Here is a 26107-nt window from a genome sequence, read left to right as displayed (position 1 = left end):
AGCCGAAATGCCCCTTCTAGACGAAAATCCGGATGAGCGGCCGTTTTGCCGCCGACACGTCGTGTCGAAAATCGGTTCGAATTTCTCGCACGGAATCGGACACTGTCCCGTGTGACTTCGTGTTGTCCCGATCGAAATGACTCATGGATATCGCCGGAATTCCGTGCGGGTAATGTTTTCCTGTGCGTGCGCGTTCGGGCGGCTCGCCGCGATATCCGTCGATCAGCTCAGCGTGGTATGCCACACGATCGCGGCCGCCAGTGCACCCGCGCCGTTCACCGACCAATGTAAGGCGATCGGGGCGAGCAGGCTGCCGCTGCGGCGGCGCAGCCAGGTGAACACCACGCCCGCCGCCGCCGTCGCGAGCACCGCGAGCAGGATTCCGACGATCTGCCCCGCCACCCCGCCGCCGATGAATCCGGTGAGGCCGCGGTTGCTCGCGGTGAGGCCGAACGAGGACGCGATGTGCCACAGCCCGAACAGCAGCGAGCCGGCCGCGAAGACGCCGCGCGCGCCGTACGCGCGGTCGAGTGTGCCGTGCAGCACGCCGCGGAAGGCCAGCTCCTCAGGGACCACCGTCTGCAGCGGGATGACGATCATCGAGGCGATCAACGCGCCGGAGATGGTCGCATATCGATCCGCCAAGAAAAAGGGACGGGTGACCGGCAGCGCTGCCCCGATCGCGACCACTGCCAGAACCAGCGCTACCGCGCCGAGCGCGTAGAGCGAGCCGCGGCGCCAGTGCTGAGGCGAGAGTCCCAGTTCAGACCAGCCCAGTCCGCGCGTGCGCATCAGCGCGAGCAGCACGACGGCAGCCACCGGCACCGTGACGATGCTGGCCCATGCCGTGGTGAAGTGCGCGATCAGATTGGTTCCGGCTAGAACGATCACCACGACGGCCACATCGATGTATGCGTGCGTTTTGTGGCGGAGACGGGTCGCTGCTCCGTGATCCTGCTGAGACATCCCGACCAGTGTACGGATCGATGGCATAGACACCGTATGCCATGGTTGCACTACCTGACACGTCATAGTTCTCCGGGTGGTCGTCTTTGCCGAGGTCTACGCCGTCCAGCCGACGGTATCCCGGATATTGCGTGACCGGGAGCTCTGGTTTTCGGGCGGCCGCGGAAAGAGCCGCGCCGGCCGTGACCGATCCACCGCGCCGGGCGTAAGGGCTAGCTGACGCCTGTGCCGTCAGCCGGCCCACCCCTCCGGATCGGTCCAGGCTTGCAGCGTGCGGGTGGTGTCGAAGCGGCGTGGCTCTCGGCTGATCGGGTCGGTGAACTCGAGTGACGCGGCGAGCAGTTGTAACGGCCGGGTGAAGTCGTCGACGGGCTTGTCGGTGAGCACAGGATAGAAGTCGTCGCCGAGGATCGGGATGTCGAGGCTGTTCATGTGCAGGCGCAGCTGGTGGGTGCGGCCGGTGTGCGGGCGCAGCCGGTAGCGGCCGAGCCCGTCGCGCTGCTCGAGCAGTGCGATCTCGGTCTCCGCGTTCGGTTCGCCCGGCACCTCTTGGGCCGCCAGCACCTGCTTCTCCTTGATGATCCGGCTGCGCACGACGCGCGGCAGGGTCAGTTCTGGATCGACGGGTGCGATCGCCACGTACTCCTTGCGGACCGTGCGCTTGTGGAACATCGTCTGGTAGGCACCGCGCCGGGCCGGATTGATCACGAACAGCACCAGGCCCGCCGTGACGCGATCCAGCCGATGCGCCGGGACCAGGTCTGGGAGGTCGAGCTCCCGGCGCAGCCGTACCAACGCGGTCTGCAGAATGTGCTTGCCGCGCGGGATGGTGGACAGAAAGTGCGGCTTGTCCACCACCAGCAGATCGTTGTCGCGGTGCACGATGGTGATCTCGAACGGCACCACCGTCTCGTCGGGCAGATCGCGATGGAACCAGACCGCGCCGCCCGGCACATAGGGTGCGTCGGGTGCGATCGGCCCCTCCAGGTCGACAATGCCACCCGCGCGCAGCAGTTCATCGATTCGCGCGGCGGGCACCCGAGGGAGCCGCGCGACCAGATGGTCGCGAATGGTCGCCCAGTCGCCCTGCTCCGGCAGTCGCAGCCGGGCCGGATCCAAGCCGTGCCGCTTCGGCAACGGCGGTTGCTCTCGCCTTCTCATCGAGATCGACCCTAGTCGGTCTGCTGAAATGATCAATCAACGTGAATAACTTAGCCTAACCTACCTTGTCGCCTGATTCTGTGTGAAGATGGTCCGATCCCAACGGGGAACCACGAAGGTCGAGAGCGAGGACATATGGCAGTGGTGGTCGCGACGCCCTCGGCGACGGAGACCGGGAACCGACCGCCGCGGGCAGAAGGTGGGGCGCGCAAGCCGCAGGAGGCGCTGGCGCGCAAAAGGTCTCGGCGCCGCAGCACCATCACTGCGCTGGTCGGCCCGAGCGGCTCCGACAAGTCGACGTTGCCGGCTCCGCGGGACACCATCTGCCGTCTTCAGCTGAGTGCCGATTCGGTCATCGCGTGGTGGCTGTAATCGCAGATGGGAGAACCGGTGGACAGACTTCTGGTGGTCGGAGCGGGACCGAAGGCCATGGCCGTCGCGGCGAAGGCGCACGTGCTACGCGAACTGGGGTTGCCCGCGCCGCAGGTGATCGTGGTGGAATCGCATGCAGTGGGCGGCAACTGGTTGCCCAGCGGTGGCTGGACCGACGGTCAGCATCGGCTCGGCACGAGTCCCGAGAAGGATGTCGGGTTCCCATACCACTCGACCTGGACGCGTGGGCGAAACCGCGCGATCAACGAGGCGATGCTGGCGTTCAGCTGGACGTCGTTCCTGGTCGAGCGCGGCGCCTACGCTGAATGGGTCGACCGAGGGCGCCCGAGCCCGCAGCACTATCTCTGGGCCAAGTACCTGCAGTGGGTCGCCCGGAGGGCCGATATCGAACTCGTGCTCGGCACGGTCCGCAAGATTTCCGCGGCGGCCGACGGCTGGCTGGTCTCGGTGATCGATGCGGACGGGGTTGTCACTGAGATCGACACGGACCGGCTGATGATTACCGGACCTGGCAACAGCCGACGCGCACTGGCCGACCATCCGGCAGTCCTGAGCATCGCGGATTTCTGGGACCGCGCCGGCCGACGTCAGTTGCCGGTCTCGTCCCGGGCGGCGGTGATCGGTGGCGGCGAGACCGCGGGCTCGGTCGTGGACGAACTGGTCAGGCACGACGTGCTGAGTATTGTGGCGATCTCTCCCGCAGCCACGATCTACACCCGTGGCGAGAGCTTCTTCGAGAACTCGCTTTACAGTGATCCGGCCAGATGGCGGGCGCTGAGCATCGAGGAACGCCGAGATGTGGTCCGGCGCACCGACCGCGGCGTGTTTTCCGTTCGGGTGCAAGAAAACCTGCTGGGCGACAGTCGAGTTCACCATTTACAGGGGCGCGTCGTTCGGGTGGCAGGGCGGGGCGAGGGTGTCGCGCTGACGTTGCGCAACGAGCGCCGCCCGGATCAGCTGCACACATTCGATCTTGTGGTCGACGCGACTGGCGGCCAGCCCCTGTGGTTCCTGGAGATGTTCGACGCGGATGCTGCGGATCTTGTCGAGTTGGCGATCGGCGGGCCGATCACCCATGCGCGTCTCGAGGCGTCGATCGGACACGATCTCGCGGTGATCGGTCTCGAGACGAAGCTGTATCTGCCGAATCTCGCCGGTCTGGCGCAAGGGCCGGGATTCCCGAACCTCAGCTGCCTTGGGGAACTTTCGGATCGCGTGCTGGTCGCGGCGCCCGTTCGAACCGGATCGGGTGCGCGGGCGTCCGCGGCCACGCTCAAGAAGTAGGATAGGCTATCCTTCTTCCGCCTAGACGAGGTTCGGTTCATGCGTATCGTGTTGTTCGGCTTCCAGGCCTGGGGCCGCAAAACGCTACAGGCTCTGATCGATTCGGAGCACGAGGTGTCGCTTGCGGTCACTCATCCGGCGAGCGTGCAGCCCTACAAGGCCATCTGGTCGGATTCGGTTGAGGAGCTGGCCCGTGCGCACGGCATTCGGGTGCATCTGACCGATCGGGCAGACGCGGCGACCATCGACCTGGTCAAGCGGGCTGAGCCGGACGTCATTGTGGTGAACAGCTGGTACACCTGGATGCCACCGGAGTTGTACAACCTGCCGCCGCACGGCACGCTGAATCTGCACGACTCGCTGCTACCGAAGTTCACCGGCTTCTCTCCCGTGTTGTGGGCGCTGATCAGCGGCGAATCAGAGTTCGGGCTGACCGTGCATCGGATGGATGAACAGCTGGACACCGGCGACATCCTCGTACAGCGTTCGCTGCCGATCGGACCGACCGCCACTGGAACCGAGCTCGTCGAAGCTGGGATGGAGCTGATTCCAGGCGCCCTGCGAGAGGCGCTGAGCGCGCTCGAGTCCGGTACCGCGGTGTGGCGGCCGCAGCGGAAGGCCGAGCGGACCTACTTCCACAAGCGGTCCGAGCGAGACAGCCGGATCGACTGGTTCTGGTCCGCGGTCGACCTGGAACGCTTCGTGCGTGCATTGTCCGAGCCGTATCCGCGTGCGTTCAGCTACTACCGGGGCGAGAGGGTCGAGATTCTGGATGCCGCGGTGTCTGCGGCCTGCTATGGCGGCACTGTGGGTCGCGTTGTGGTGCAGGAGGGAGGTGGGGTCGTGGTATGCGGACGCGATGCGATTCGCGGTCGCAATCGTGGTCTGGTGATCAACCTGGTGCGCACGATGGACGATTGCGAGCATACGGGAGCCGAATTCTTCTCGCGCGGCGGATATCTCACCGACGCGCCGGACTGATCCGCGGATGCGAAGTTCCAGGTGTTCGCCCGCTGACAACAACGTCGAAGCCGAAGAGCCGAAGGAATTCATGTCGACCATAGCCAACGACTTGTATCGCCTGCCGGCACGCGGGTCCGGTCGATGTACTGGCCATAGTGACCCGGAACCGGTGCGCAGCGCCGCCCGAGGATACCGAGAACCGCGCACTGACACCGAGATTCGCCTTGCCGGGCTGTACCGTGAGATCTTCGACCTGCGCCGCGTCGGCGCGGATGATTCGTTCTTCGAACTCGGCGGTCACTCGCTGCTGGCCAACCGGCTGGCGCTGCGGCTGCGTACCGAGTTCGGTGTCAAGATCGATATGCGAACCCTCTGCGAGACGCCGACCGTTGTCGGTCTCGCCGCGCTGATCGAGGACGCGCCGGTTGCCACGCCGGATGTGCTGACCGCCGACGACCGGCGCCGCGTGCTCGGCGAGTGGGCGACTGGAGTGGAAGTGCCGGAGGTGCCGGGCGTCGCCGACCTGATCCGTCGCGGTCGCGCGATTCCCGATACTCGCACCATGATCCATTGCGGCGACGAAACGTGCACCTACGGCGAGTTGTTTGCGGGGCTGGATACCGCGGTTCTCGACATGGTTTCGGAAGGTGCGTCGATTGCTCGGTTGGTTCGGCTGCTGGCGACGCTGGGTGTGGACGCGGGCTGTGGGATCGAGGCCGGCGGTGCGCCGGAGACCGTGCTGCTGCCCGATTCGGCATTGGCAGTGGCTGTCGCGGATCGCCGCGCAGTCGCCGCCGAACGTCGATGTGGTCGTACGGATCCCGCGTATGGCTCGGCCGACGTGCGACTGATCGCCGCCAATTGGAGTGACACGCAGGTGGCCGTCGAACTGCTGGCCGCACTGGCAGACGGCGCGACATTGGTCGTCGCCACCGAGTCGCAGCTGGCGAACACGGACGCGTTGGTCGAGCTGATCGTGCAACATGCGGTCAGCCACGTGGTCGCCACTACGCATACCGTGGCAGGTATCGCCGCCGCCGCTGAGCTGCCGACGATTCTCCGCTGGGACATCACCGGAACCGATTCGACCGCAGCGCTTTCCGGTCGACTCGCGTCCGTGTCGGCCGGATCGGTCGCCACGATCGCCTACGGGACGCCCGGGTATGCCGGCGTGGTGGCGCGTGGCCTGCTCGACGGCACCGGACGAATCCGCCCGATTCCCGGGGCCAGAGTGCTCCTGCTGGACGAATCGTGCCAGCCGGTCCCGCCTGGGGTGATCGGCGAGGTGTATGTGGGCGGCGCCGCACTCGGTTTCGGCGACGTGGGCGGGCGCGCCACCGACCGATTCGTGGTGGACCCATTCTTGCCGGCAGGCCGATTGTTTCGGACCGGTGATCGCGGCAGCTGGACCAGCGAAGGCTGGCTTGTCATTGCCTAGCCTATGTGCGCCGCGCAGCCCAGTGGATCGGACGACGAGACAGATAGCGGACCGTCGCCCGCCCATACCGGTAGCTAATTAGGATAGCCTATGCTAATATCATGCGCTGTGGTCGCGGGTTTAGTGGCGTGGATTTCTCGGTCGTTCGTGGACAGTGCTCGATGAAGTTCTGCGGTGGACTGTGGATACCGAGGCCGTAGGTGCAGGTTCTGCGCTGATTAGGAGATATGAGATATGTCAGAGGAACTCTGCCTGGTCATGCGATCTCGAGTGTCGCGTTCCGCGACTTGTGTGCCGCTCGCGGCCATTCCATATGCGGGTGCCGATCCCTTGCCGTATCCCGTGTTTGCGAAGAACTTAATTCCGCTGGCGACCTTCGGGTCGAATTGGGACATCCCGATCAGGAACGTTCTGGGCGACACCTCTCTTGACGAGGTCGTGCTGACCATGACCGACAACAGCCAGGACTGAGGGGCCAGATCATATGTCGCATATGGATATCTCCAAGGCCGGCGTGACTGCGCTCGATCGACGCAAGGCGCTGCTGAGTCAGAGGATGCTCGAAAGTGGCTTGACCACCACGGAATCTGCTCCCACGGCACGCGTCCATGCTGGCGATCGGATGCCGCTGTCCGCTGGGCAACGGCGGATGTGGTTCGTGCAGATGCGCGACCCAGATAATACCGCCCTCAATATCTGCGTGGCCTATCGGCTGACCGGGGCACTCGACGAAGCGCGGCTGCGCGCGGCTGTCGGGGCCGTCGTCGCCCGTCATACCATCCTGCGAACGACCTACGGGGTGGACGATCAAGGCGAGCCGTACCAGGTCTTCAATGACGACCTCGCGATGCCGTGGCAGTCTCACGATTTGTCTGATCTAACGGAGCAGAGCCGCAATCGGCGAGTAGAGGTGCTGGCCCGCCGGGAGTTCGGTCGCCCCTTCGACTTGGCGTCGGAACTGCCGCTGCGAATCACTCTGATGCGAACCGGGATCGACGAGTTCGTGCTGGTACTTGTGATTCACCATATCTGCTGGGACGACGAATCCTGGGAGGTCTTTTTCGCCGAACTGAGCGCGGCCTACATCGGCGATCACACCATCCCTGATCCCGCGATGCAGTTCGTCGATGTCGAGGTGGTCGAAAGGCCGGCGGACCCTGGTGACGCCGAGGTCGACTACTGGCGCACCGCGTTGCGGCCGATCCCGGAACCGCTCGAGTTACCTGGGTCTGCGGCCGTTTCACCGTCGAAACAGGCCGATCGGTGTGTCCGCCTGCTGCCGAATAATCTGCTCGACCGCATCGACACGTTCGCGCGAGAGCATGCTGCGACCCCGTTCATGGTGCTGCTCGCGGCATTCGGTGCTGTGGTTCATCGCTATACCGCGACCTCGGATTTCCTGGTGTCGGTTCCGGTGATCGACCGGCGTACCGACGCGGCGAAGTCCCTCGTCGGCTATTTCGGCAACACACTGCTGATCCGTGAGACAGTGCGGCCCGACGATACGTTCGCCACGTTCGTGGAGTCGACCAGGGACGTTTGCCTGGGTGCCTTCGCCCACCAGCGGGTCGGGATCGATCGCGTTGTGCGGGAAGTGAATCCGGATCGGATCATGGGCCACGACGGCATGGAGAGGTTGGTGCGTCTCGGTTTCAGCGTGCGGAAGAACGGGGAAGCCCTCGCACTCCCCGACATTGTCGCGGAGCAATTGGATCTCGGCGCTTCAATGGCGCAGGTCTCATTAGCGCTTGCGGTTGTGCGCGATGCCTCCGGTGCACGTGTTGAGGCCGAGTACCGAATCGACGAGCTGGCCGGGCCGCTGGTGGAGCGTTTGCTCGCGCACTTCGTGCAGCTGTTGGAGAGCGCGCTGGCCCAACCCGATCGCCGTATCAGGGAACTCGATCTGCTCGGTGATTCCGATCGCGCGGCGATTCTCGACATGTCGCATGGTGGATTAGTCGACATGTCCCCCAGCACGCTGGTCGCCATGCTGGAAGAGCGAGTTGCGGCAGCACCGCACGCGTGCGCACTGCTATCGGACACCATAGAGCTGACCTATGGGGAATTGAACCGACGTGCGAATCGGCTGGCGCACTGGCTGATCAGTGCAAATGTCGGTGCCGAGGATATTGTCGGGTTGACGTTGCGGACCTCGATCGAGTTCATCGTCGCAGTCTTGGGCGTGCTCAAGGCGGGGGCCGCATACCTGCCGATCGACTCCGCTTATCCGGCCGACCGCATCGCGTACCTCGTCGAGGACGCCCGCCCCAAGCTGATTCTCGGCCACGCGGAGTTGGCCACCGCCGAAACGGCCGCCGCCCGGCTGTCGGAGTCCGATCCCACCGACGCCGACCGTATCCGGCCGCTGCGGCCCGGTCATCTCGCGTACGTCATCTATACCTCCGGGTCGACCGGTAAACCCAAGGGCGTGTCGGTCTCGCACGCTGCAATCGCTGAACATGTCTCGACTTTCGGCGCGGAGTGGGGAATGACCGCGGCGGAGCAAGTTCTGCAGTCGTCCTCCGTGAGCTTCGACGCATCGTTGTTGGATATATTCGTCACGCTTGCGTCGGGTGCCTGTCTGGTCGTCCCCAAGCCGGACGCCTTCGGAGATATTCGATACGTCGCCGATCTGATCACTCGGCACGGGGTGACCGTGCTGCACATGGTGCCCTCGATGCTCAGCACATTCCTGTTGCTGCCGGAGGTGACCGAATGGCGTGCGCTGCGTCGGGTACCAGTGGGTGGTGAGGCGTTGCTGGGTGAGGTTGCCGACAGGTTCGCGAAGATTTTCGACGCGGAGCTGCGGAACCATTACGGCCCCACAGAGGCCGTGGTGTGTTCGACACACTTGACGGTAGTCGGACCGCAGGGCACCGGCATCGTGCCCATTGGTATCCCGAACCAAAACGTCTACGCCTATGTGCTCGATGAGGCCCTGCAGATTGTCCCGAACGGTGTCGTGGGCGAGATCTATCTAGGTGGTGCGCAACTGGCTCGCGGCTATATGGGACGGCCCGACCTCACAGCGGAGCGTTTCGTCGCGGATCCACACATTCCAGGCGGGCGAATGTACCGGACAGGTGACCTCGCTCGTCGCAACGTCCTCGGGGAACTCGTTTTCGTCGGCCGAGCTGACGAGCAGGTCAAGGTGCGCGGTTTCCGGATCGAACTCGGCGAGGTGGAAGCCTCGATCACGACACACCCACATGTCGGGCACTGTGTTGTGGTCCTCGTCGACGACCCAGTGGCCGGGCCGATGCTGGCCGCGTACGTGGTCCCCGCCAGAGGTGACAAGGGGGATGCCGCGGTAGATCTCGAGCAGGTGCGTGCGCACGCCGCAGGAGGTCTGCCGGACTACATGGTGCCCAGCGCTTTCGCCGTGATCGACCAGATTCCATTGACCACCAACGGCAAGCTCGACAAGCGGGCATTGCCAGCTCCGACACGGGTGGTGGACCGCCGCCGCCGGGAGCCGGCGACGGCTACTGAACAGCGGATGTGCGCGATCTTCGCGCGACTGTTCACCATCGATGAAGTCGGCGCCGACGATTCGTTTTTCGAACTCGGCGGTCACTCGCTGCTGGCCGCTCGACTCGTTGCCTTGATCCGCGCCGAGTTCGGTGTGGAACTGGAAGTACGTGCCGTCTTCGATGCCCCGACACCTGCCGGGCTCGCCGCGCGGCTGGTCACTTGGTTCCGTGACGAACTCGGCATCGATATCGACGCACTGGAGCAGGACGAGGGTGTGGACGGCTTCGGGGAAGTCATGGAAGCTGTCGCTGCCGAGCCGGCCGCACGCGCCGCGCGGCCCGGGCTGAGCAGACGGTCCCGCCCGGAGCGTATTCCGCTGTCGTACGCACAATTGCCGATGTGGTTCCAGTATCGGATGGAGGGCGCGAGCGCTGCCGGCACCCTGCCCTTCGTGTTGCGTCTGGACGGTCCGCTCGACACCGCGGCACTGACCGCCGCCGTCGGTGACGTGGTCGCACGGCATGAGGCGCTGCGCACCACATTCCCGGAAGAGGCAGGAGTCCCGTACCAGCTGGTGCATCCCACGATGGAGATACCGGTTGCGATCGTCGAGATCGCCACGGATCGGTTGGCGGAGGAACTGGCCGAAGCCGCTCGGTATCGCTTCGTGCTCGACGGCGAGCCGCTGATCCGCGCCACGCTGCTGGTGCTCGACGCCGATACGCATGTGCTGTCGGTGGTCGCGCACCACATCGTCGTGGACCATTCCTCGCTCGCTGTGTTCCAGGCCGACCTGGTCACGGCGTATCGAGCACGGATCGGTACCGGCAGTGCACCGCGGTGGGCGCCCATGCCGATCCAGTATCCCGATTACGCGCTGTGGCAGAGGGATGTCTTCGACTCCGACCCGGCCGGATCGCCGGCGAGCGGTTACGGCCGGGCGCTGGTCGAATACTGGCGTACCGCAGGATCGGGACTGCCGGACGTGATCACGGTGGCATCCGATCATCCGCGCCCGGCCGTGCTCGGCAACCGAGCTGAGATCGTGGTCCGCACAGTGTCGGCTGCCCGCCGCGGCGATCTCCAGGCACTCGCGGAACAATGCGGCGCCAGCGAATTCATGCTGTATCAGACCGTAGCCGCGACGGTCCTGCACAAGATCGGTGGCGGTGACGACATTCCGATCGGTACACCGATTGCCTGCCGGCTCGACGAGGCCGTCGGGAATCTGGTCGGCTTGTTCGCGAATATGGTTGTGCTGCGCAACGATGTCTCCGGCAATCCGACCTTACGCGACCTGGTTACCCGCGGTCGGAGCGTCGTGCTTGATGCGTTCGACCATCAAGAGCTCCCCATCGAGCGTCTGGTGGAGGTGCTGAACCCGGTGCGGTCGCGCTCTTGGCATCCGCTGTATCAGGTGATGTTCCACTTTCGAGGCGCGGATTGGGTGCCGGAGCCCGTCGAACTCACCGACGACGGGACGACGATCACACCGTTGCCGGTGACCTTCGATATCGCGTTCCGGGATCTGAACCTGAGTCTGGACGTGCAGCCGGACGGCAGCATGGATGTGCGGCTCGGAGTCAATACCGATCTCTACGAGCCGGAGACGGCGCACCTCATCATCGATGCGCTCATAGCGACGCTCGATGCGTTCGCCACCGCCCCGGAGCGGACCGTCGCGGAGCTCGAGGTGGTCCCTGCGGCACAACTTCAGCGTCTGCTCGCCTCCCCGGTTCCTATACCGACTGGCGACAACGAGAGTTCGCGTGCCACCTCAGGTTCGGCGACCGAGACCGCACGGACACTGATTTCGCTGCTCGAGGAGTTACTGGAGATCGATGGGGTCTCCCCCGGCGACGGGTTCTTCGCCCTCGGTGGCGATAGCGTGCAATCCATCCAGTGGTCTGCCCGTGCCGCCGAGCTCGGCCTGGCGTTGACGCCGCAGATGGTGTTCGAATACGTGACCATCGCGGAATTGGCTGCCGCGGTCGACGCCGTCCCGGATCAACCGGCGCCGGAATCGGAGGGCTCGCCGGACGACCCGCGTCATGCGCCGATGAGCGTTTCCGGCCTTGACAGCGACGCTCTGGCTGCTTTGACCGCGTCCTGGCAGGCCAGGTCATGAGCGCGGGTCCCCAGCACGAAGCGCCGCAGATCGAGGACGTCCTCGCGCTCAGTCCCCTGCAAGAGGGCCTGTTCTCCCTGGCGAAGTTGGCAGGCGACGGAACCGATCCATACGCGATGCAGTTCGTCTTCGACATCGATGGTCCGCTGGACGTGGCGTTGCTGCGCCGCAGCGCACAGGCGATGCTCGACCGGTACCCCAACCTGCGAGCTTCGTTCTGGGATCAGGACGTGCCGAGGCCGGTGCAGATTGTGCCGACACACGTGGACCTGCCGTGGTCCGAACGCGATGCGTCGCCCGCAGAGTTCGACGCAATCGCGGAGTCGGAACGGCGTCGCCCCTTCGACCTCAGTCAGGGCCCGGCACTGCGCATCGTGCTGTTGACCGTGCCTTCCGCGACGGCCGAGACCGAGCCGCGCCGGCGTATGATCGTCACCGCCCACCACATCCTGATGGATGGCTGGTCTCTCGCCATGTTCTTCGGTGAGCTGTTTGCGATCTATCGAGCCGATGGATCGACAGTTGGCCTGGCCGAGTCGCGACCGTATCGGGACTACATCGGTTGGCTGGCCGTGCAGGACACCGCGGCGGCGACCAGGGCGTGGGTCGATTATCTCGGGGGCCTCAGCGGTCCACTGATGATCGCTGAAGGGACGCCGGCCGCCCGCGGCACAGCGGTGCCGGACAAGACACGGCTCACTCTGCCAGCGATCGAGACGGCGCGGTTACAGCAGTGGTGTCGTACGAATGGGCTGACACTGAACACCGCCGTCCAGTTCGCCTGGGGATTGCTGCTCGGGCGACTCACCGACCGTCGTGACGTGGTGTTCGGCACCATAATCTCCGGCCGACCCGATCAGCTTTCCGGCGTGGAGCGGATGCTTGGTCTGTTCATCAATACGGTGCCGGTCATCCACCGCCTGGATAGTTTCGCGAGCGTGCTCGACCAGTGTGTGGCGCTGCAGCGCGAAGCCGCGATCATGCGCGACGTCGGCTATCTCAGCCTATCGACGGTGCAGCGCGCGACCGGGCACGCGGCACTTTTCGACACCCTTTTCGTGTTCGAGAACGCGCCGATCGGCGATGTGACCGAACCGGTCGTCACCAGCGAGGGCGTCAGGTTCCTCCCGTTCGAAATGGAGAGCCTGACCCACTACCCGCTCACCGTGGTCTCGCATTTGCTCGAAGGTGATCTGGTCGTCCTGGTGGAGTCCATCGCCGAGGCGATGCCGTATTTCCCGGCCGCGGAGATCGGCGAGCGTCTGCTCGCGGTGCTTCGTCAGCTGCCCGACTGCGGCGACGCCACTCCCGACACGCTTGACGTTCTGACGACTGCTGAGCGAACCGAGTTCACGGTTCCCGCAGGCATGCGGGCACATCCGAGTAATGAATCGGTGTGGGAACTGTTCGAACGTCGGGTTCACGAGACACCGGATATGGTGGCGCTGACCACCGGATCGGGAGGGCAATGCACCTACCGCGAGCTGCACGCTGCGGCCAGTCGGTTGGCGGTCGAACTGAGCGAGCTCGGTGTCGGGCCGGAATCGGTTGTGGCACTCGCGTTACCTCGATCGGTTCAGTCCGTCGCCTGTCTACTCGGAGTGTTGGGTGCCGGGGGAGCTTATGTGCCGGTGGATGTTTCGCTGCCGAAAACGCGGATAGAGTCGATCTTGCGGCAGGCGGGACCGATCCTGCTCGTCACCGTGAACGACAGCCGTGAACTGCTGTACGGGCAGGGTATTCCGCTACTCGTCCTCGATGATCCGTTGGTTTCGGAACGGGTCGCACAGCGACCTGCGGTTGTCCGGCCGGTGCGACGTCATCCCGAGCAACCCGCGTATGTGATCTTCACCTCCGGTTCGACCGGCGAGCCCAAAGGTGTTGTCGGCACGAACTCCGCGCTCACCAGCTACTGTGCCGATCATCAGCACCGTGTCTACCGACCCGCCATGGCTCGGCTCGGTCGACCGCTGCGGATTGCGCACGCGTGGTCCTTGAGCTTCGACGCGTCCTGGCAGCCGATGGCGGGTTTGCTCGCCGGGCAGACGATCCATCTGTTCGATGCCGAAGAGATGCGCGACGCGCAACTCCTTGTGCAAGGGATGGCTCGGTACCAGGTCGACATGATCGACACGACTCCCTCTATGTTCACGCAACTGGCAGCGGCCGGGCTGCTCGATCGGGAACTGGCGGTTCTCGCGTTGGGCGGCGAGGCCATCAACCCGGCACTCTGGGCGCAGCTGCGCGCACTGGCCTATACCGCTGTGTACAACTGTTACGGGCCGACCGAGACAACAGTCGAAGCCGTCATCGCCTCGACCAGTGATTCCGAGAGCCCGACCATCGGTGGTCCGACTGCCGGAATGTCCTGTTACGTCCTGGATTCGAGGTTGCGCCCGGTGCCGCGAGGTGCTGTCGGAGAGCTGTACCTCTCTGGGGGGCAGCTGACCCGGGGCTACGTCGCCAGACCGGGTGCGACCGCGAGCCGCTTCGTGGCCGATCCATTCCAACCGGCGCGACGCATGTACCGCACCGGCGATCTGGTGCGTCAACAGCCCGGTGGCAGCCTGGCGTATCTCGGCCGCGCAGACGCTCAAGTGAAAATCCGTGGGTACCGCATCGAAATCGGAGAGATCGAAACCGCCTTGCGGCGGGTGCCCGGTGTCGACAATTCCGCTGTCGTCGTGGTTCGCCGAGCGGGCAGTGCCAGTCTGGCCGGCTTCGTTGTGTGCCAGCGGGGACATGATCTAGACCCGGCATCGGTGCGTGTTGCCCTCGCGGAGCGTTTGCCCGCATACATGATTCCGGCCCGAATCAGCGTGCTTCCGCAGCTGCCGGTGAATGCGAACGGCAAGCTGGACGGCCACGAACTCACCGCACTCGCCGAGCGAGTACTTCTGGCCGGTGCGCGCGATGACGGGCAGCATCCGGCAACACCGAACACCGCGACCGAGCACGTCTTGTGCGAGATCTTCGCGGAGCTGTTCGATGGGTGGACGCCCGATATCGATGCGGATTTCTTCACCCTCGGGATGGACAGCATCGTGGCGATCTCGCTCGTCACCAAGGCACGGCGGCAGGGAATCCACCTGAGCCCGCGAACGGTGCTGGCCGCGCCCACGATCCGGGAGCTCGCGGCATCTGTCGGAACGACGGCGGTATCCGGATCTGACACCGACTTGGTTGCGCACGGCAAAGTGCTTCCGTTGCCCGTAGTGTCCTGGATGTTCGAGTTCGGTCACTTCCGTCGGTTCACTCAGACGGGGTTGCTGCAGCTGCCAGCCGGAATCCATCGCGCCGAACTGGAGGCGGTGCTGCAGGCGCTGCTCGATGGGTATGACACGCTGAGATCTCGACTATCCGACACCCCCGACGGTCCGCGACTGATCACCCGTGAACGAGGTTGTGTTCGGGCGGCGGATATCTTGACCCGTGTCGAGCCGGAAACATCGCAAGAATTCGAAGCGACGATCGTTGCTGCTGCGCGCGGGGCTTTCGACGAGATCGATCCAAGCACCGGGGACATGATTCGTGCGGTGTGGATCGCGGGTGCCGATGGTGATCTTCTCTTGCTGACGATTCATCACCTAGCTGTGGACGTGGTGTCCTGGCATATCCTCTCGACAGGCCTGGCCGAGGCATGGGCCCTGATCGAATCCGGCGCTTCCCCCAAGGTGCTGCCGGAGTTCACCTCGTACCGACAATGGTCAGATCTGATGTGGCAACGTGCGGTCGAGCCGGAAGTACTCGCACAGCGCGACTATTGGACTCGGCAGCTGATCAGGCCGGATCCGGTGCTCGGACGTCGGTTTCCGGATCCGACCATTGACACGTGGTCGTCTTTGCGAAATACGTCAGCGCCGACGTCCGTGGACATCACCGAGCGGATCCTTGCCAGCTCGACCAAGGAGGAGGGTGTCCGAGAGTTCCTTCTTGCTGCTCTGGTGATGACGCTGACGAGTTGGCGGAATGAGCAGGGGCAGGATGCAGACTCCGGAGTCTTGATCGCCCTGGAGGGACACGGCCGTGCCGACGCAACCCTCGGAACCGATACGACAAACACTGTCGGCTGGTTCACCAGTGTGTTCCCGGTGCGCCTCGGCGTGGGTGCGGCGGCGGTCAGCGTACGGCAGGCGGAATCGGATCCGGGCGCGGCCTCGGCACTGCTGAGTTCAGTTGCCGAACACCTCGCGACGATCCCCAATCAGGGACTGGACTACGGACTGCTGCGATACGTCAACCGTAGTCCGGAATTGGTGGCGGCCCCGCAACCACAGGTCGAGTTCAACTACCTGGGCCGCATGGATCTGGCCGGTCGCGGTGGCAGAGCCTGGTCCTTGCCCGGTGGTAGCTTGCTCGATGCGCTTCCACTCGATCCCGAGCCGGATCTGCCGCTTCGCTATGCCCTCGACATCATCGCCAGTATCAGCGCTACGGCAGACGGTCCGCAGCTGATCACCAATTGGCGCTGGAGTGACCGCCTGTTCGTCGCGAGCGATGCAGAGCGACTGGCAGCGCTCTGGCAACGTAGCATCGTCGCGCTTGCCGCTGCTGTGCGCGACTGAGTATTGCCTCAGCCCGGCGATGTGACACCTGGGCTGAGGCAGGCCGAGGTAACTCGGAGGTGGCAGCAGTCGGGTGCGCCGATGTATCAGGTCGTCGCAGGCGAGCCGATGATCATGCAGCCCACGCCGCATTCCTCGAGTTCGTCGACCTGAACAGCTTCGGTGAACGCGGCCGTGTCGACAAAACCGTGTGCGACCGCACCCAGACCCATGGCGTTCGCAACGAGGTACAGGGTTTGCGTCAGCACACCAACGTCTTTGAGAATGACCGAGTACGAAATGTGCTCGTATGTCCACATGATTCGACCGGGCCGGGCCGCGATGACGAGCATCAGTTGGGGCAGCTGGGCATTGGTCAAGGTGGCCGAGGTCATCCGAAGCAATTGTTGAACAGCTGGATGGTCTTCATCGACCACACGGCATAAGGCATGATCGAACGAGTCATAGTGGTACATACCGGCCGCCAGCCCGTCCACCTGCCGCACCACTGGATACAGTTCGAGCTCGTACAGACTTCCTCCGGACGGGTAGGGGCGAGACACGAGCTCCTCGCCGTCACCGGTGCGGCTGCTGCGGGTGCGGGCGGATCGGTAGAGCAGCTCACCGAGCTCGTCTCGGCTCATCGGGCGAGCGTCGTCGAAATCGCGGCAGGAGTATCGGTCCTCGATCACCATGGTGACGCTTGGTCCCGTCGCACGGAGCCGTTCGAGATCCGGTGCGAACAGCGGAATCGGGTCGGCCGAGCATGGTGCCTTACGGGCAGGTGGTTGCGGGAATTGGCCTTTCGCCCACTTGGTCGGGCCGAGATGTTCCCCGGTCAGCACCCGGTCACCGGCCGTGCTGCGTCGGTGGAACCACAGATCGGGTGCGCTCCAGCTGCGTGGCCCGAACTCGCGCTGCTCGATGGTTGGATCGGCTGTCGTATGGCCGGCCCAGGCCAGATCCGTGATCATTCGTGCCGCCAGCTCCGAGGGCAGGTCTGTCTTCGTCCCCGACCTCGAGCCACATGCCACAATGAGCGCTTCAGGATGATGCAGCACGATGTCGCACCATGACTGGGGGTGCTCGAGCATCATCTCGCCCTGCTCTCGATGGAGCACAGTGAACTTCGACAGCTCTCCAGATGCAGCAGAGACGGCGTCCGGCCGCGCTCGGGGAGTGGCGAACGGGCGGATTGTGTACAAGTCTTCGCTACCCCATCGCACGGTCACCGAGAGCCAGCCGCCTATGACGAGCTGGTCGATCAGCGCGGTGACAGCGGAATCGCCTGCCGTCGAGATATCGGCTGTCGTCACCGTTCCGGAGTTCAACATTCGCAGCGCATGCAGCTGCGAGGCTGACAATCCTGTCAACTTTTCCCGGCGCGGTCCCGCCAGCAGCACTGCTTGGCCGGTCGGAACAACTATGCAGGTGGCGGCAGGTCGCAACGTATACCGGTCGGATCGGTCGGTCACGATGGTTCTCTCCTGGTGCTGGGTGGGCGTCAAGCGGCTGCGTCGCGTACCGCGGCGAAGATTCGCTGGTCGAGCAAGTACAGCGGATGGTCGGCATCAGGCAGCATGAGCATCGGCGTGAGTCCGGCCGCGGTGAGTTGGTCCAGCCATTCGCTCTCTTCCAGGAAGATCCGGTCCGTGCCAGCTCGGACATCGGACAAGCCCGGGTGTGCTTGACCGGGGCGTGGCGACATCAGGAAGTGCATGGAGGTCAGCAACTGACAGTGCGCCCGGCAAGCCTCGATGAAGACGACCGCACCGCCCGGATTGAGCAGGTCGTACAGCTGACGGAGAGTCTTCCCGACATGATGCGCATTGTGCAGGACATTCGCGGCGAGGACGACGTCATAGCGTGGCTGCTGATCGAGGTCGGCATTCATGTCCACGATTTCGTAACGCATCCACGGATGCTCGGCGAATCGTTCGCGAGCCGCGGCGAGGAAGAAGGTCGACAAGTCGGTGAAATGGTAGTCGACGGAAAGCCCGGCGAGACCGGTCGCGACATCGCTGGTGGTACCACCGACACCTGCCCCCAGCTCCAGGATGCGGACTGGGGATCGGTCACTCTCCAGCCGCGCGACGATTTCCGCGACGACTTCGCGGGCCGCGAGATTGAGGTAGCGGCTGATGACGTTGTCTCGGTATGCGGCTTCCGCGGTGAACATGTCACCGTCGGGAAACAGCAGTTCCTGGACGCGGACCCGGTCCTGGGTGAGTTCGGTCAGGTGTTCGTCGGCGCTGTGCAGGAAGGTCGCGAACTCGCGTGAGTAGCCGAGGTCGGCGCACACCTCGAACAGGTCGGACCTAGCTGGTGACGGTACCGCGCGACGTGTCCGATACCCACGGTTTTGGTCGTAATCGAGGCAGCCGTGCGTGCTGAGTTCCCGGAGCCATGCGCGCAACAGCCAGTAATGCCGCGGCGCGAATTCCAGCCGCGTGGCAATCTCGTCCGCGGTGTGTTCCGCGCCGTCGCGCAGCACCGGGTCCAGCGCGCGCATCATGGCGCGTAGCCCGAACGTATCCAAATCGCGTCGAGCGGAACGGATTCGGTCGGAATCGATGTCGTCTGGAACGGCTTGCTCAGCTGCCAGCCGCGCGCGCTCGCCGATGTCTACCGGTTTCGCCGGCGCCTGCGGGTGCGCACCGAACGCCCGTATGACATCGTCGACAGAAGCTCCGCCGAGGAGCTGCGCGACGGGGAAATCGCGATGGAACTCCGCTTTGACACGTCGACGGAATTCCAGTGCCTGCAACGAATCCAAACCGATCGCCACCATGGGCAGCGTCGTGTCGATCGTGTCGACCCGATCGACACCGATGACCTCGCCGAGTAGTTGCACCACCCGGAACGGCAGATCCACCTCGGCGACCGGCGTCCGGTGGTGAGTGACCGGTGCCACCAGCTGCGACAGCACCGGCCCGTAGCCGTAGGCACCCAGCACCGCGTGCGCCCGAGTCCAGTCGAACGCGGCAACGATGACGTTTCTCCGGAATCCACTCGTACCCAACGAGATCGCGTCCGCCGGACGCATCGGAACAGCGCCTGCGCCGGCTAGTTTCGCCGCGCCCGAGGCGCCGAGGTCGAGGTGGACCGTCCATTGCCCCCATTGCACCGACACGCAATCGAGCCCGTCGGCGCGATGTTGGTGCGCGAGCGCGTCGAGCATTCGATTGGCTGCCGCGTAGACGATCTGGCCGCGGCCGCCGAGCGTCGCCGCCAGCGAGGAGCACAGGATCACGCGGCAGTCCGAGGCAAGTACCAGTGAGTCCAGCACATTCGAGATGCCGATGACCTTCGCCCGCAATGCCTGGTCGACTTGCTCGGTGGTGATGTCTGCGAGCGCGATATCCGAATAGTCCACTGCGGCATGGATAAGCAAGTTCGCGGGCGCGTCACGGAGCTCGTTCGCCAACCGCACCACGGCATCGGTGTCGCTCACATCGCAGGATATGACGCTGACTTCCGCGGCAGCGGCCTGACGGATCCGGCGCAGCCGGTCGGCGGTCGCCGCGGTCGCACCCGATCTGCTCACCAGCGCGATCCGCTGCGCGCCATGACGAGCGAAGTGCTCGCCGAACTCTAAACCGAGTTTGCCTGTGCCACCGATGATGACGACATTCCGCGGCGCTGCGCTGCCCGAATCCGGAACGATCCGGGCGGCCTCGGCGAGTCTTTTTGCGTACAGATGGTCGCCGCGCAACGCCAGTTCCGATTCGTCGGCCGTATGTAGTGCCGTGACGATCGCATTCGCTGATTCCGGACGTGCCTGCTCAGGTGAAAGGTCTAGATGACGGAACGTCACGCTGGGATATTCGGTGCCGATACAGCGAAATCCCGCACTGGCTGCGGCGTGCACCGGATGCGGTGGAGAATCGTCGGCCAGCACCGCCTCACCGCCGACGGTCACGAGCCAGCAATCGGCCACCGCACCGGTCAGCCCGGGCCACCAACGCCGATCACCGAAGAATTCCGCGACCTCGGCGGCGGCGGCGCGGCCGTCCAGCTGCGGTAGCTGCGCAAGCAGTACCACGATGGTGTCGAGGTCGCTGTTGTCGCCGGAGTTTTCGACATCGATCACGCGTGCCGTTGCGCCATGGACTTCCGCTTCGGCGCACAGGGCGGCGGCGAGTTCCGCGCAGCCGTGCATGTGATCGACGATCCCGATGGCACGCGGCGGCACCAGCGAGCGCTGAACGAGCCGGACCCACTCCTCGACCAGCAGCTGTGGTGGTGCTGTCGTGTCCGGGCTCGGTTCGGTGGCGGCTTGGCCGGCGGCGGACTGGAGCTGACGAGCGGGCGGTGAGTTGTACGGCAACCACAGTCTCAGCTCGTTCATCCGCACGTTCGGGAAGTCGGGCAGTGGTGGCCGAACGGCGTCGTCGGACTGCTCGCGCAGTCGATCCCACGGATAGTCCAGGTCGTTTACCGCGAGAACGGCAAGGTTGCGGGTGAATTCGCGCAGATCGGTCGCGGTCCGGCTGGAGGTGCCGGTCACGGTAATGGTCTGCTCGTCTGCCAGGACACCCAGGTTCTCCTGGATCGCCAGCTGCAGCGTCGGATGTTCGGCAAGCTCGACGAAGGTATCGACATCCCGGGTGACCGCCGCGGCCATAGCCCGGTCGAATCGAACGGCGTTGCGCAGGTTCCAGAACCAATACTCGTCAACCGCTAGGTCCGAAGTGATCGCGCCGCCGAGGGTGGCGCCGAGGCAATCGGTGTGGGTCTCGAGGAAGTACTGGTTGTCCAGCCGGCTCTTCAATGCTTCGCGTATGTCGTCGCGAAGACTGTTGACCAGTCCGGTATGCGCTGCATACTCGACGCGGATCATCCTGGCGAACCGGCCGCGGTCGGTGAGCGTATCCACGATGTCCTGCACGGTGCCACGCTCACCCGAGATGCCCACCATGTGCGGGGAGTTGACCACCGACAGCTGCGCCCAGCCCGATCTCCGCGCGAGCAATTCCTCACCTTCGTCGCGATCTGCGGCGAGAATCGCCATTCCGTAATCATCGGATGCGATCTTGTCGACGGCATTGGCCCGTGTCCCGACGATGAGGACCGCATCGGCCAGCGTCATCTTGCCCGACACGTACGCCGCGGCGATCTCGCCCTGACTGTGTCCGATGGTGACAGCGGGCTCGATACCCACCGACCGCCACATCGCGGCAAGCCCGGCCATTTGAAGGAACAGCGCCGGCTGGACGACTCGCGCGCTGTCGTCGACCGGGGCCTTGTCGTCGAGAACGTATTCCAGCCGGGACTCGCCGAACAGCTCACGGAACATCGCGTCACAGCGGTCCACTTCGGCCCGAAATGCCGGGGCGGACTCGTAATAAAGCAGGCCCATTCCTGGGCGCTGCCCGCCTTGTCCGGGAAACACGAAGGCGAGTCGATGAGCCGCGGCGGGTGCGGTGGTGTGCACCACTGCAGGGTGCGCACTGCCCTCGGCGATCGCGCGCAGTGCAGCGCTGAGCTCGTCGCGGCCGGTAACCATCGCCAGGGCTCGATATCGGCGTGCGACCCGCGTTCGGAACAGCATTTCGGCGATGCGCGACGGCGAGACCGCGGGACGATCCGCGACGTACGAAAGAATCGCCGCGGCCTCGCCGCGCACCAGGTCAGGTGTATCCGCCGACAGGAGGACCGGAACGGTGCCATCGGGCAGTCGATAGCTAGAAATCGTCGCTCTCCTCACGGACGGGCATCGCAATGATTGCGTGCGCGTTGGATCCCCCTGCGCCGAACGAGGAAACAGCTCCATAGCGGACGCCGTTATTCGGTTCCCACGGTTGCAGTTTCGTGGCCAGCCGCAGGCTCGACCGGTCCCAGTCCACTTTCGTTGTCGGGTTCTCGGAGAACAGGCTGGGCGGGATATAGCCGTGCTGGCCCGCGAGCAGCAGCTTGATCAATCCGAGCAGTCCCGCGGCTGCCTGCGCATGTCCGGCGTTCGACTTCACCGAACCGAGCAGCGGGCTGGATCCCGCCGCGCCGTAAGTGTTCTGCAGCGCGGTGAGCTCGGCCGGATCGCCGGCCCGGGTGGCGGTGCCGTGACCTTCGACCATTCCCACGTCGGCCGGATCGATGCCAGCGATATCGATGGCTTTGCGAACCAGCCGTTCCTGTGCGTGCGCTCGGGGGACGAGTATCGGCCTGCCTTTTCCATTGTGGTTGGTGCACGTGGCGAGGATGCGGCCGTATATCCGATGTCCCAGCCGGCGAGCGCGCGATTCATGTTCGACGAGTACGACTCCCGCGCCTTCACCCCACAGCGTGCCGGTGGCGTCATCGGCGTAGGACCGGCAGTGTCCATCGGTCGAAAGGGCATTGTTCTTGGCGAACTCGTAGAACGCCAGCGGCGATCCCATCACGCACACCGCGCCGGCGAGCGCCCACTCGCACTCCCCGCCTCGTACTGCTGTGGCAGCCAGGTGCAGAGCGGACAAGGACGACGCGCACGCGGAGTCGACGCACATCGATGGACCGGTCAGGCCCAGGCTGTGCGAGATCCGGCCGGCCACGCTCAGTGACGCGAGGCCGACGGCCCGGTGTCCGCTGTAGGGGTTGACCTCGGCGGCTCGCGGGCCGTATTCCATCGGCGACGCACCGATGAAGCAGCCGGCGTCCGCGCCATCGAGGGCGCCCGGGTTGATTCCAGAGTTCTCGAGCGCTTGCCACGCCACCCGCATACCCACTCGCTGCTGTGGGTCCGCCGCGATGGCCTCGCGTTGGGTGATGCCGAAGAAGGCCGGGTCGAATGCTGCGGCGCCGTCGAGGAATCCGCCCGCATCGGAGACCTTTCCCCAGCCATCGTGCCGGGAAACGGACAGTAGATCGTCGATCGGCCAACCACGATCGCGCGGGAACGGGCTGATCAATTCTTTCGATTCCGCGAGTGCCGACCAGAAGGATGCGGGGCTTTCGATTCCGCCGGGCGCTTCTACAGACATTCCGGAAATGACGATATGATCGCGGTCTTGCTTGGTCGATAAAGTCATCGCTGGCCCTCGGTATTCATGGTGTCCGCTCATGTTGTGCCCTGGGCGTCAACAATTCCGCGATAGCGTCGACATGATCGTTCAGATAGAAGTGCCCACCGTCGAACATCGTGACGTGGATATCGTCGGTGTGCTTGCCCCAGCCGTAGAGATCCCGCATCGTGACGACCGGATCCTGATCACCGCAGATCGCGTGAATTCGCGCCGCTATCTTGACGGTTTCATCGCAAGAGTAAGTATCGAAGGCGTGGTAGTCACGCTTGATGACCGGGAGCGCCATTTTCATGACCTCCCGGTTCGCGAAGACATCGGCATTGGTTCCCTCGAGCACCCCGAGATGGTCGAGGATTTCTTGGTCATCTGTCGGATGCGGCGGTTTGTCCGCGACGTGGCAGGGAGCGACTGCCGCCGAGATCGTGAGCTGTCGTACGGCGATTCCCGCTGCTTCGGCGAGCCTGGCGAATTCGAATGAGACCAACGCACCCATGCTGTGGCCGAAGGTGGTGATCGGGAAGCCGCGATGGTGTCCCGATGCCCGAAATGCGGCGAATGCGCCGGCGGCGATCTCAGGGAGGGAAGTCAATCCCGGCTCCCCGACTCGGTCTTGGCGCCCTGGGTACTGAAAGATGATGACGTCGAAACTATCGCTGAATGCCTTGGACAAAGTGCGGTATGCTGATGCGCCGGCGCCGGCGTGCGGAAAGATCAATAGTGGAAGGCGCTCAGGTGAATTCGGCTTGTGGAATTGTCTGATCCACCCCGGTCGGTGCTGCATGCTACTTACTCCACGTCTCAATTGTTCCCGTTCGACGACCCGGCAAAGTCGGAACGGGCACGCGAGCAACAGGGATGAATCCATGAGCTCGTCGACAGGTTCCGCCACGACAACGTCGAGCGAAGATTAGGCAAGGCTACCATAAGTCAAATCGTTAGGGTGGTCGACGGTCGATGAAAAGTAATGGCGGCCAAGGCAATGCGGCCTGCCGAACAGCACCTACCGGGCGGTCGATCGGCGAGTGGTCGTTTTCGCACCGGGCTCCTGCTTCGCCGATTCGCGTGCGGGAGCCGGTGCCTAGCGCCGATTTACATGGCCGCCTTGGCGAGTGCGGGCTCCAGTTCTTTCAGGATGTAGGGCAGCGAGAGTGCCGTCGGCTGATTGAGGCCACTGCCCGAGGCGAGATCGATGAAGACGATGCTCCCCTTTCGCACCGAGGGCAGCGTGCCGTATCCCGGGAGTTGCTTCAGTGGCTCCCCGGTGGCCACCAGTAGGTCCGAATCGAGGTCGCCGAGTCGCTCGGGTGACAGCGACAGCCGTCCCCCGCTGGACGCCTCATCGACCATGTGCTTCGGTAGCCTCAGCCCGAGCCGGGTGAACACCTCCGCGGCCCCGTCATTGGGGTCGGCCAGCACCATCAGTTGGTTCGGGCCTGCCAGCCAGCAGGTGAGATAGGTCTTGCCCGGCAGGCCTGGGTGCCGTCTCGCGACGTCATCGATCTGGCGGTACACGCTGTCGATGACCTCCGTCGCCTTGCCTTCTCTACCAAGAATTTTGCCGACCGTCCGAACCTGATCGGTCCATCGATCGACCTGCATGCTGCTCAGCGCTGGGATGGTCGGTGCGAGTCGGGACAACTTGTCGTACTGGGCCTGGTCGGTGGTGAACCCCGATGCGAGGATCAGATCGGGCTCCAGCGTTGCCAGCTGCTCGGCGAGATCGCCGGTGGTCGTCAGCGCCTTGGCATCCGGCAGCGATTCGGGTTCCCACGGTGGGCGCTTACCACCGGTGATAAGGCTGATGTTGTCGAGGTAGCCGACGGGCGTGACGCCCAACGCCAGCGTGGCGTCCAGCCACTGGGCGTCGAGTGCCACAATGCGTTTCGGTGTGCCGGTGACCACCGTTTCGCCGAGTCGGTGGGTCACGGTGATCGGGTTCCCTGCCGTCGAGTCCGCGGAATCGGCGGACTCGGAGCCGCACCCGGCGCCGAAGGAAACTGCGAGGGCGAGCGCCGCGAGCAACGACCATCGGCGCAGCGGGCGCTGTTGGGGCGGTCGGCCGCTCGACTGAATTACGTTGCTGCCCATCAGATGGTGCACTCGCTCATGGACATCTGCGCGATGCTGCAGACTGCGGTTCGATCGAGCTTCCACCGGCCGTCGAGGTACCGGAAGTCCATGTCGAAGTCGAACGACGATTGCTCGCCGTACCCTGGGATCTGCGGTCCGGTGTAGTTGGCGTGCAGGATCCCGGTCGCGGTGTTGCCGTTCACGTCGATGTCGGACACGGCGAAGTGGATGTATTCCGGTGAGCCGGGCGGAGAGACGAATGCACGCTGTGCCGCCGCCTTGTTGAAGATCGGCACGGCGGCACTGCCAGCCACAGCCGAGTTCGCTTTCTCCGCGTCCGAAGTGTTGACGCTGGTGGCTCTGTTGACCAGTGCGGTGAGTTCCGCTGGTGTCGGATTCGGGACGCTCGGTGCGACCGGGTCCTGAATCTGCTGTGCCACAGCGGGTTGCTGAACGCCTGGCTCGGTCCACAGGGCGGCGGCGTCCGCGGCCGTCAGCGTCGTCCCGAGTACGCCGATCGCCACGGCGAGCGCCGATACGATCGCGGCTCCGGCGAAGCGCTTGCGTGATCTACTCATTGATTCCTCGTTTCCTCACGGCGACCTCGCTACATCGGGCGCCGCGGTTGTCAGACTGCCGGCGACGTGGTTCCATTTAAGTAGGTAAGCCTCGCCTAATCTAT

General features: G+C 64.5%; 15 protein-coding genes and 1 pseudogene. 7 read left to right on the top strand and 9 right to left on the bottom strand.

All coding sequences use genetic code 11. The annotated features are described in order from the left end of the window. Positions 1 to 222 precede the first annotated feature (222 nt). Positions 223 to 966 carry a CPBP family intramembrane glutamic endopeptidase gene (locus AB0H00_RS23265; RefSeq protein ID WP_357269657.1) on the bottom strand — a complete coding sequence of 248 codons (744 nt, stop codon included), beginning with the start codon at positions 964 to 966 and terminating at the stop codon, positions 223 to 225. Between the two features lie 231 nt (positions 967 to 1197). After that, complete coding sequence (locus AB0H00_RS23260) at positions 1198 to 2127, bottom strand: RluA family pseudouridine synthase (RefSeq protein WP_357269654.1); 930 nt, start codon at positions 2125 to 2127, stop codon at positions 1198 to 1200. Positions 2128 to 2262: 135 nt separating this feature from the next. Between AB0H00_RS23260 and AB0H00_RS23255 the strand changes: the two genes are divergently transcribed. From AB0H00_RS23255 to AB0H00_RS23225, 7 genes are all read left to right on the top strand, one after another. Then, a complete protein-coding gene (locus AB0H00_RS23255; protein WP_357269651.1) occupies positions 2263 to 2499 on the top strand; it encodes a hypothetical protein in 237 nt (78 codons plus the stop codon). Between the two features lie 18 nt (positions 2500 to 2517). Next, positions 2518 to 3804 carry a SidA/IucD/PvdA family monooxygenase gene (locus AB0H00_RS23250; RefSeq protein WP_357269648.1) on the top strand — a complete coding sequence of 429 codons (1287 nt, stop codon included), beginning with the start codon at positions 2518 to 2520 and terminating at the stop codon, positions 3802 to 3804. 39 nt (positions 3805 to 3843) lie between these two features. Then, a complete protein-coding gene (locus AB0H00_RS23245) occupies positions 3844 to 4785 on the top strand; it encodes a methionyl-tRNA formyltransferase (RefSeq protein ID WP_357269645.1) in 942 nt (313 codons plus the stop codon). Positions 4786 to 4936: 151 nt separating this feature from the next. Beyond that, positions 4937 to 6205, top strand: a complete 1269-nt coding sequence (locus AB0H00_RS23240; protein ID WP_357269642.1) for a phosphopantetheine-binding protein — start codon at positions 4937 to 4939, stop codon at positions 6203 to 6205. A 234-nt stretch (positions 6206 to 6439) separates the two neighbouring features. Then, on the top strand, positions 6440 to 6676 hold the full coding sequence (locus AB0H00_RS23235) for a hypothetical protein (RefSeq protein ID WP_357269639.1): 237 nt from the start codon (positions 6440 to 6442) through the stop codon (positions 6674 to 6676). A gap of 28 nt (positions 6677 to 6704) precedes the next feature. Continuing rightward, positions 6705 to 11807, top strand: a complete 5103-nt coding sequence (locus AB0H00_RS23230) for an amino acid adenylation domain-containing protein (protein WP_357269727.1) — start codon at positions 6705 to 6707, stop codon at positions 11805 to 11807. After that, a complete protein-coding gene (locus AB0H00_RS23225; protein WP_357269635.1) occupies positions 11804 to 16372 on the top strand; it encodes an amino acid adenylation domain-containing protein in 4569 nt (1522 codons plus the stop codon). Before AB0H00_RS23230 ends, AB0H00_RS23225 begins: the two co-directional genes overlap by 4 nt. An 86-nt stretch (positions 16373 to 16458) precedes the next feature. On the opposite strand, the gene AB0H00_RS23220 is transcribed toward AB0H00_RS23225, so the two are convergent. The 7 genes and pseudogenes from AB0H00_RS23220 to AB0H00_RS23190 all read right to left on the bottom strand — a co-directional run bounded on the left by AB0H00_RS23220 (position 16459) and on the right by AB0H00_RS23190 (position 26003). Then, the gene (locus AB0H00_RS23220; RefSeq protein WP_357269632.1) at positions 16459 to 17826 is read right to left on the bottom strand and encodes a SagB family peptide dehydrogenase; all 1368 of its coding nucleotides are present in this window, start codon (positions 17824 to 17826) and stop codon (positions 16459 to 16461) included. A gap of 29 nt (positions 17827 to 17855) precedes the next feature. Continuing rightward, positions 17856 to 18530, bottom strand: a complete 675-nt coding sequence (locus AB0H00_RS23215) for a methyltransferase (protein WP_357269725.1) — start codon at positions 18528 to 18530, stop codon at positions 17856 to 17858. Between the two features lie 483 nt (positions 18531 to 19013). Continuing rightward, positions 19014 to 21983: pseudogene (nbtC, locus tag AB0H00_RS23210) on the bottom strand (nocobactin polyketide synthase NbtC); the annotation flags it as partial. A 55-nt stretch (positions 21984 to 22038) separates the two neighbouring features. After that, positions 22039 to 23361, bottom strand: a complete 1323-nt coding sequence (locus AB0H00_RS23205; RefSeq protein ID WP_357269629.1) for a polyketide synthase — start codon at positions 23359 to 23361, stop codon at positions 22039 to 22041. Between the two features lie 16 nt (positions 23362 to 23377). Beyond that, positions 23378 to 24136, bottom strand: coding sequence for an alpha/beta fold hydrolase (locus tag AB0H00_RS23200; RefSeq protein WP_357269626.1), 759 nt, complete (start codon positions 24134 to 24136; stop codon positions 23378 to 23380). Positions 24137 to 24444: 308 nt separating this feature from the next. Next, complete coding sequence (locus tag AB0H00_RS23195; protein WP_357269623.1) at positions 24445 to 25443, bottom strand: ABC transporter substrate-binding protein; 999 nt, start codon at positions 25441 to 25443, stop codon at positions 24445 to 24447. Then, a complete protein-coding gene (locus tag AB0H00_RS23190) occupies positions 25443 to 26003 on the bottom strand; it encodes a hypothetical protein (protein WP_357269620.1) in 561 nt (186 codons plus the stop codon). Before AB0H00_RS23190 ends, AB0H00_RS23195 begins: the two co-directional genes overlap by 1 nt. Positions 26004 to 26107 lie beyond the last annotated feature (104 nt).

The sequence above is a fragment of the Nocardia sp. NPDC023852 genome (assembly GCF_040639505.1).
In the GTDB taxonomy this organism is placed as follows: domain Bacteria; phylum Actinomycetota; class Actinomycetes; order Mycobacteriales; family Mycobacteriaceae; genus Nocardia.
This window is presented reverse-complemented; position numbering and strand designations above follow the sequence as displayed.

Bases quoted from the DNA above. Each gene is read 5' to 3' on its own strand.
- AB0H00_RS23205 (WP_357269629.1), bottom strand. From the start codon at position 23,361: ATGACTTTATCGACCAAGCAAGACCGCGATCATATCGTCATTTCCGGA.
- AB0H00_RS23235 (WP_357269639.1), top strand. From the start codon at position 6,440: ATGTCAGAGGAACTCTGCCTGGTCATGCGATCTCGAGTGTCGCGTTCC.
- AB0H00_RS23265 (WP_357269657.1), bottom strand. From the start codon at position 966: ATGTCTCAGCAGGATCACGGAGCAGCGACCCGTCTCCGCCACAAAACG.
- AB0H00_RS23245 (WP_357269645.1), top strand. From the start codon at position 3,844: ATGCGTATCGTGTTGTTCGGCTTCCAGGCCTGGGGCCGCAAAACGCTA.
- AB0H00_RS23190 (WP_357269620.1), bottom strand. From the start codon at position 26,003: ATGAGTAGATCACGCAAGCGCTTCGCCGGAGCCGCGATCGTATCGGCG.
- AB0H00_RS23200 (WP_357269626.1), bottom strand. From the start codon at position 24,136: ATGCAGCACCGACCGGGGTGGATCAGACAATTCCACAAGCCGAATTCA.
- AB0H00_RS23255 (WP_357269651.1), top strand. From the start codon at position 2,263: ATGGCAGTGGTGGTCGCGACGCCCTCGGCGACGGAGACCGGGAACCGA.
- AB0H00_RS23215 (WP_357269725.1), bottom strand. From the start codon at position 18,530: ATGTTCACCGCGGAAGCCGCATACCGAGACAACGTCATCAGCCGCTAC.
- AB0H00_RS23260 (WP_357269654.1), bottom strand. From the start codon at position 2,127: ATGAGAAGGCGAGAGCAACCGCCGTTGCCGAAGCGGCACGGCTTGGAT.
- AB0H00_RS23225 (WP_357269635.1), top strand. From the start codon at position 11,804: ATGAGCGCGGGTCCCCAGCACGAAGCGCCGCAGATCGAGGACGTCCTC.
- AB0H00_RS23195 (WP_357269623.1), bottom strand. From the start codon at position 25,443: ATGGGCAGCAACGTAATTCAGTCGAGCGGCCGACCGCCCCAACAGCGC.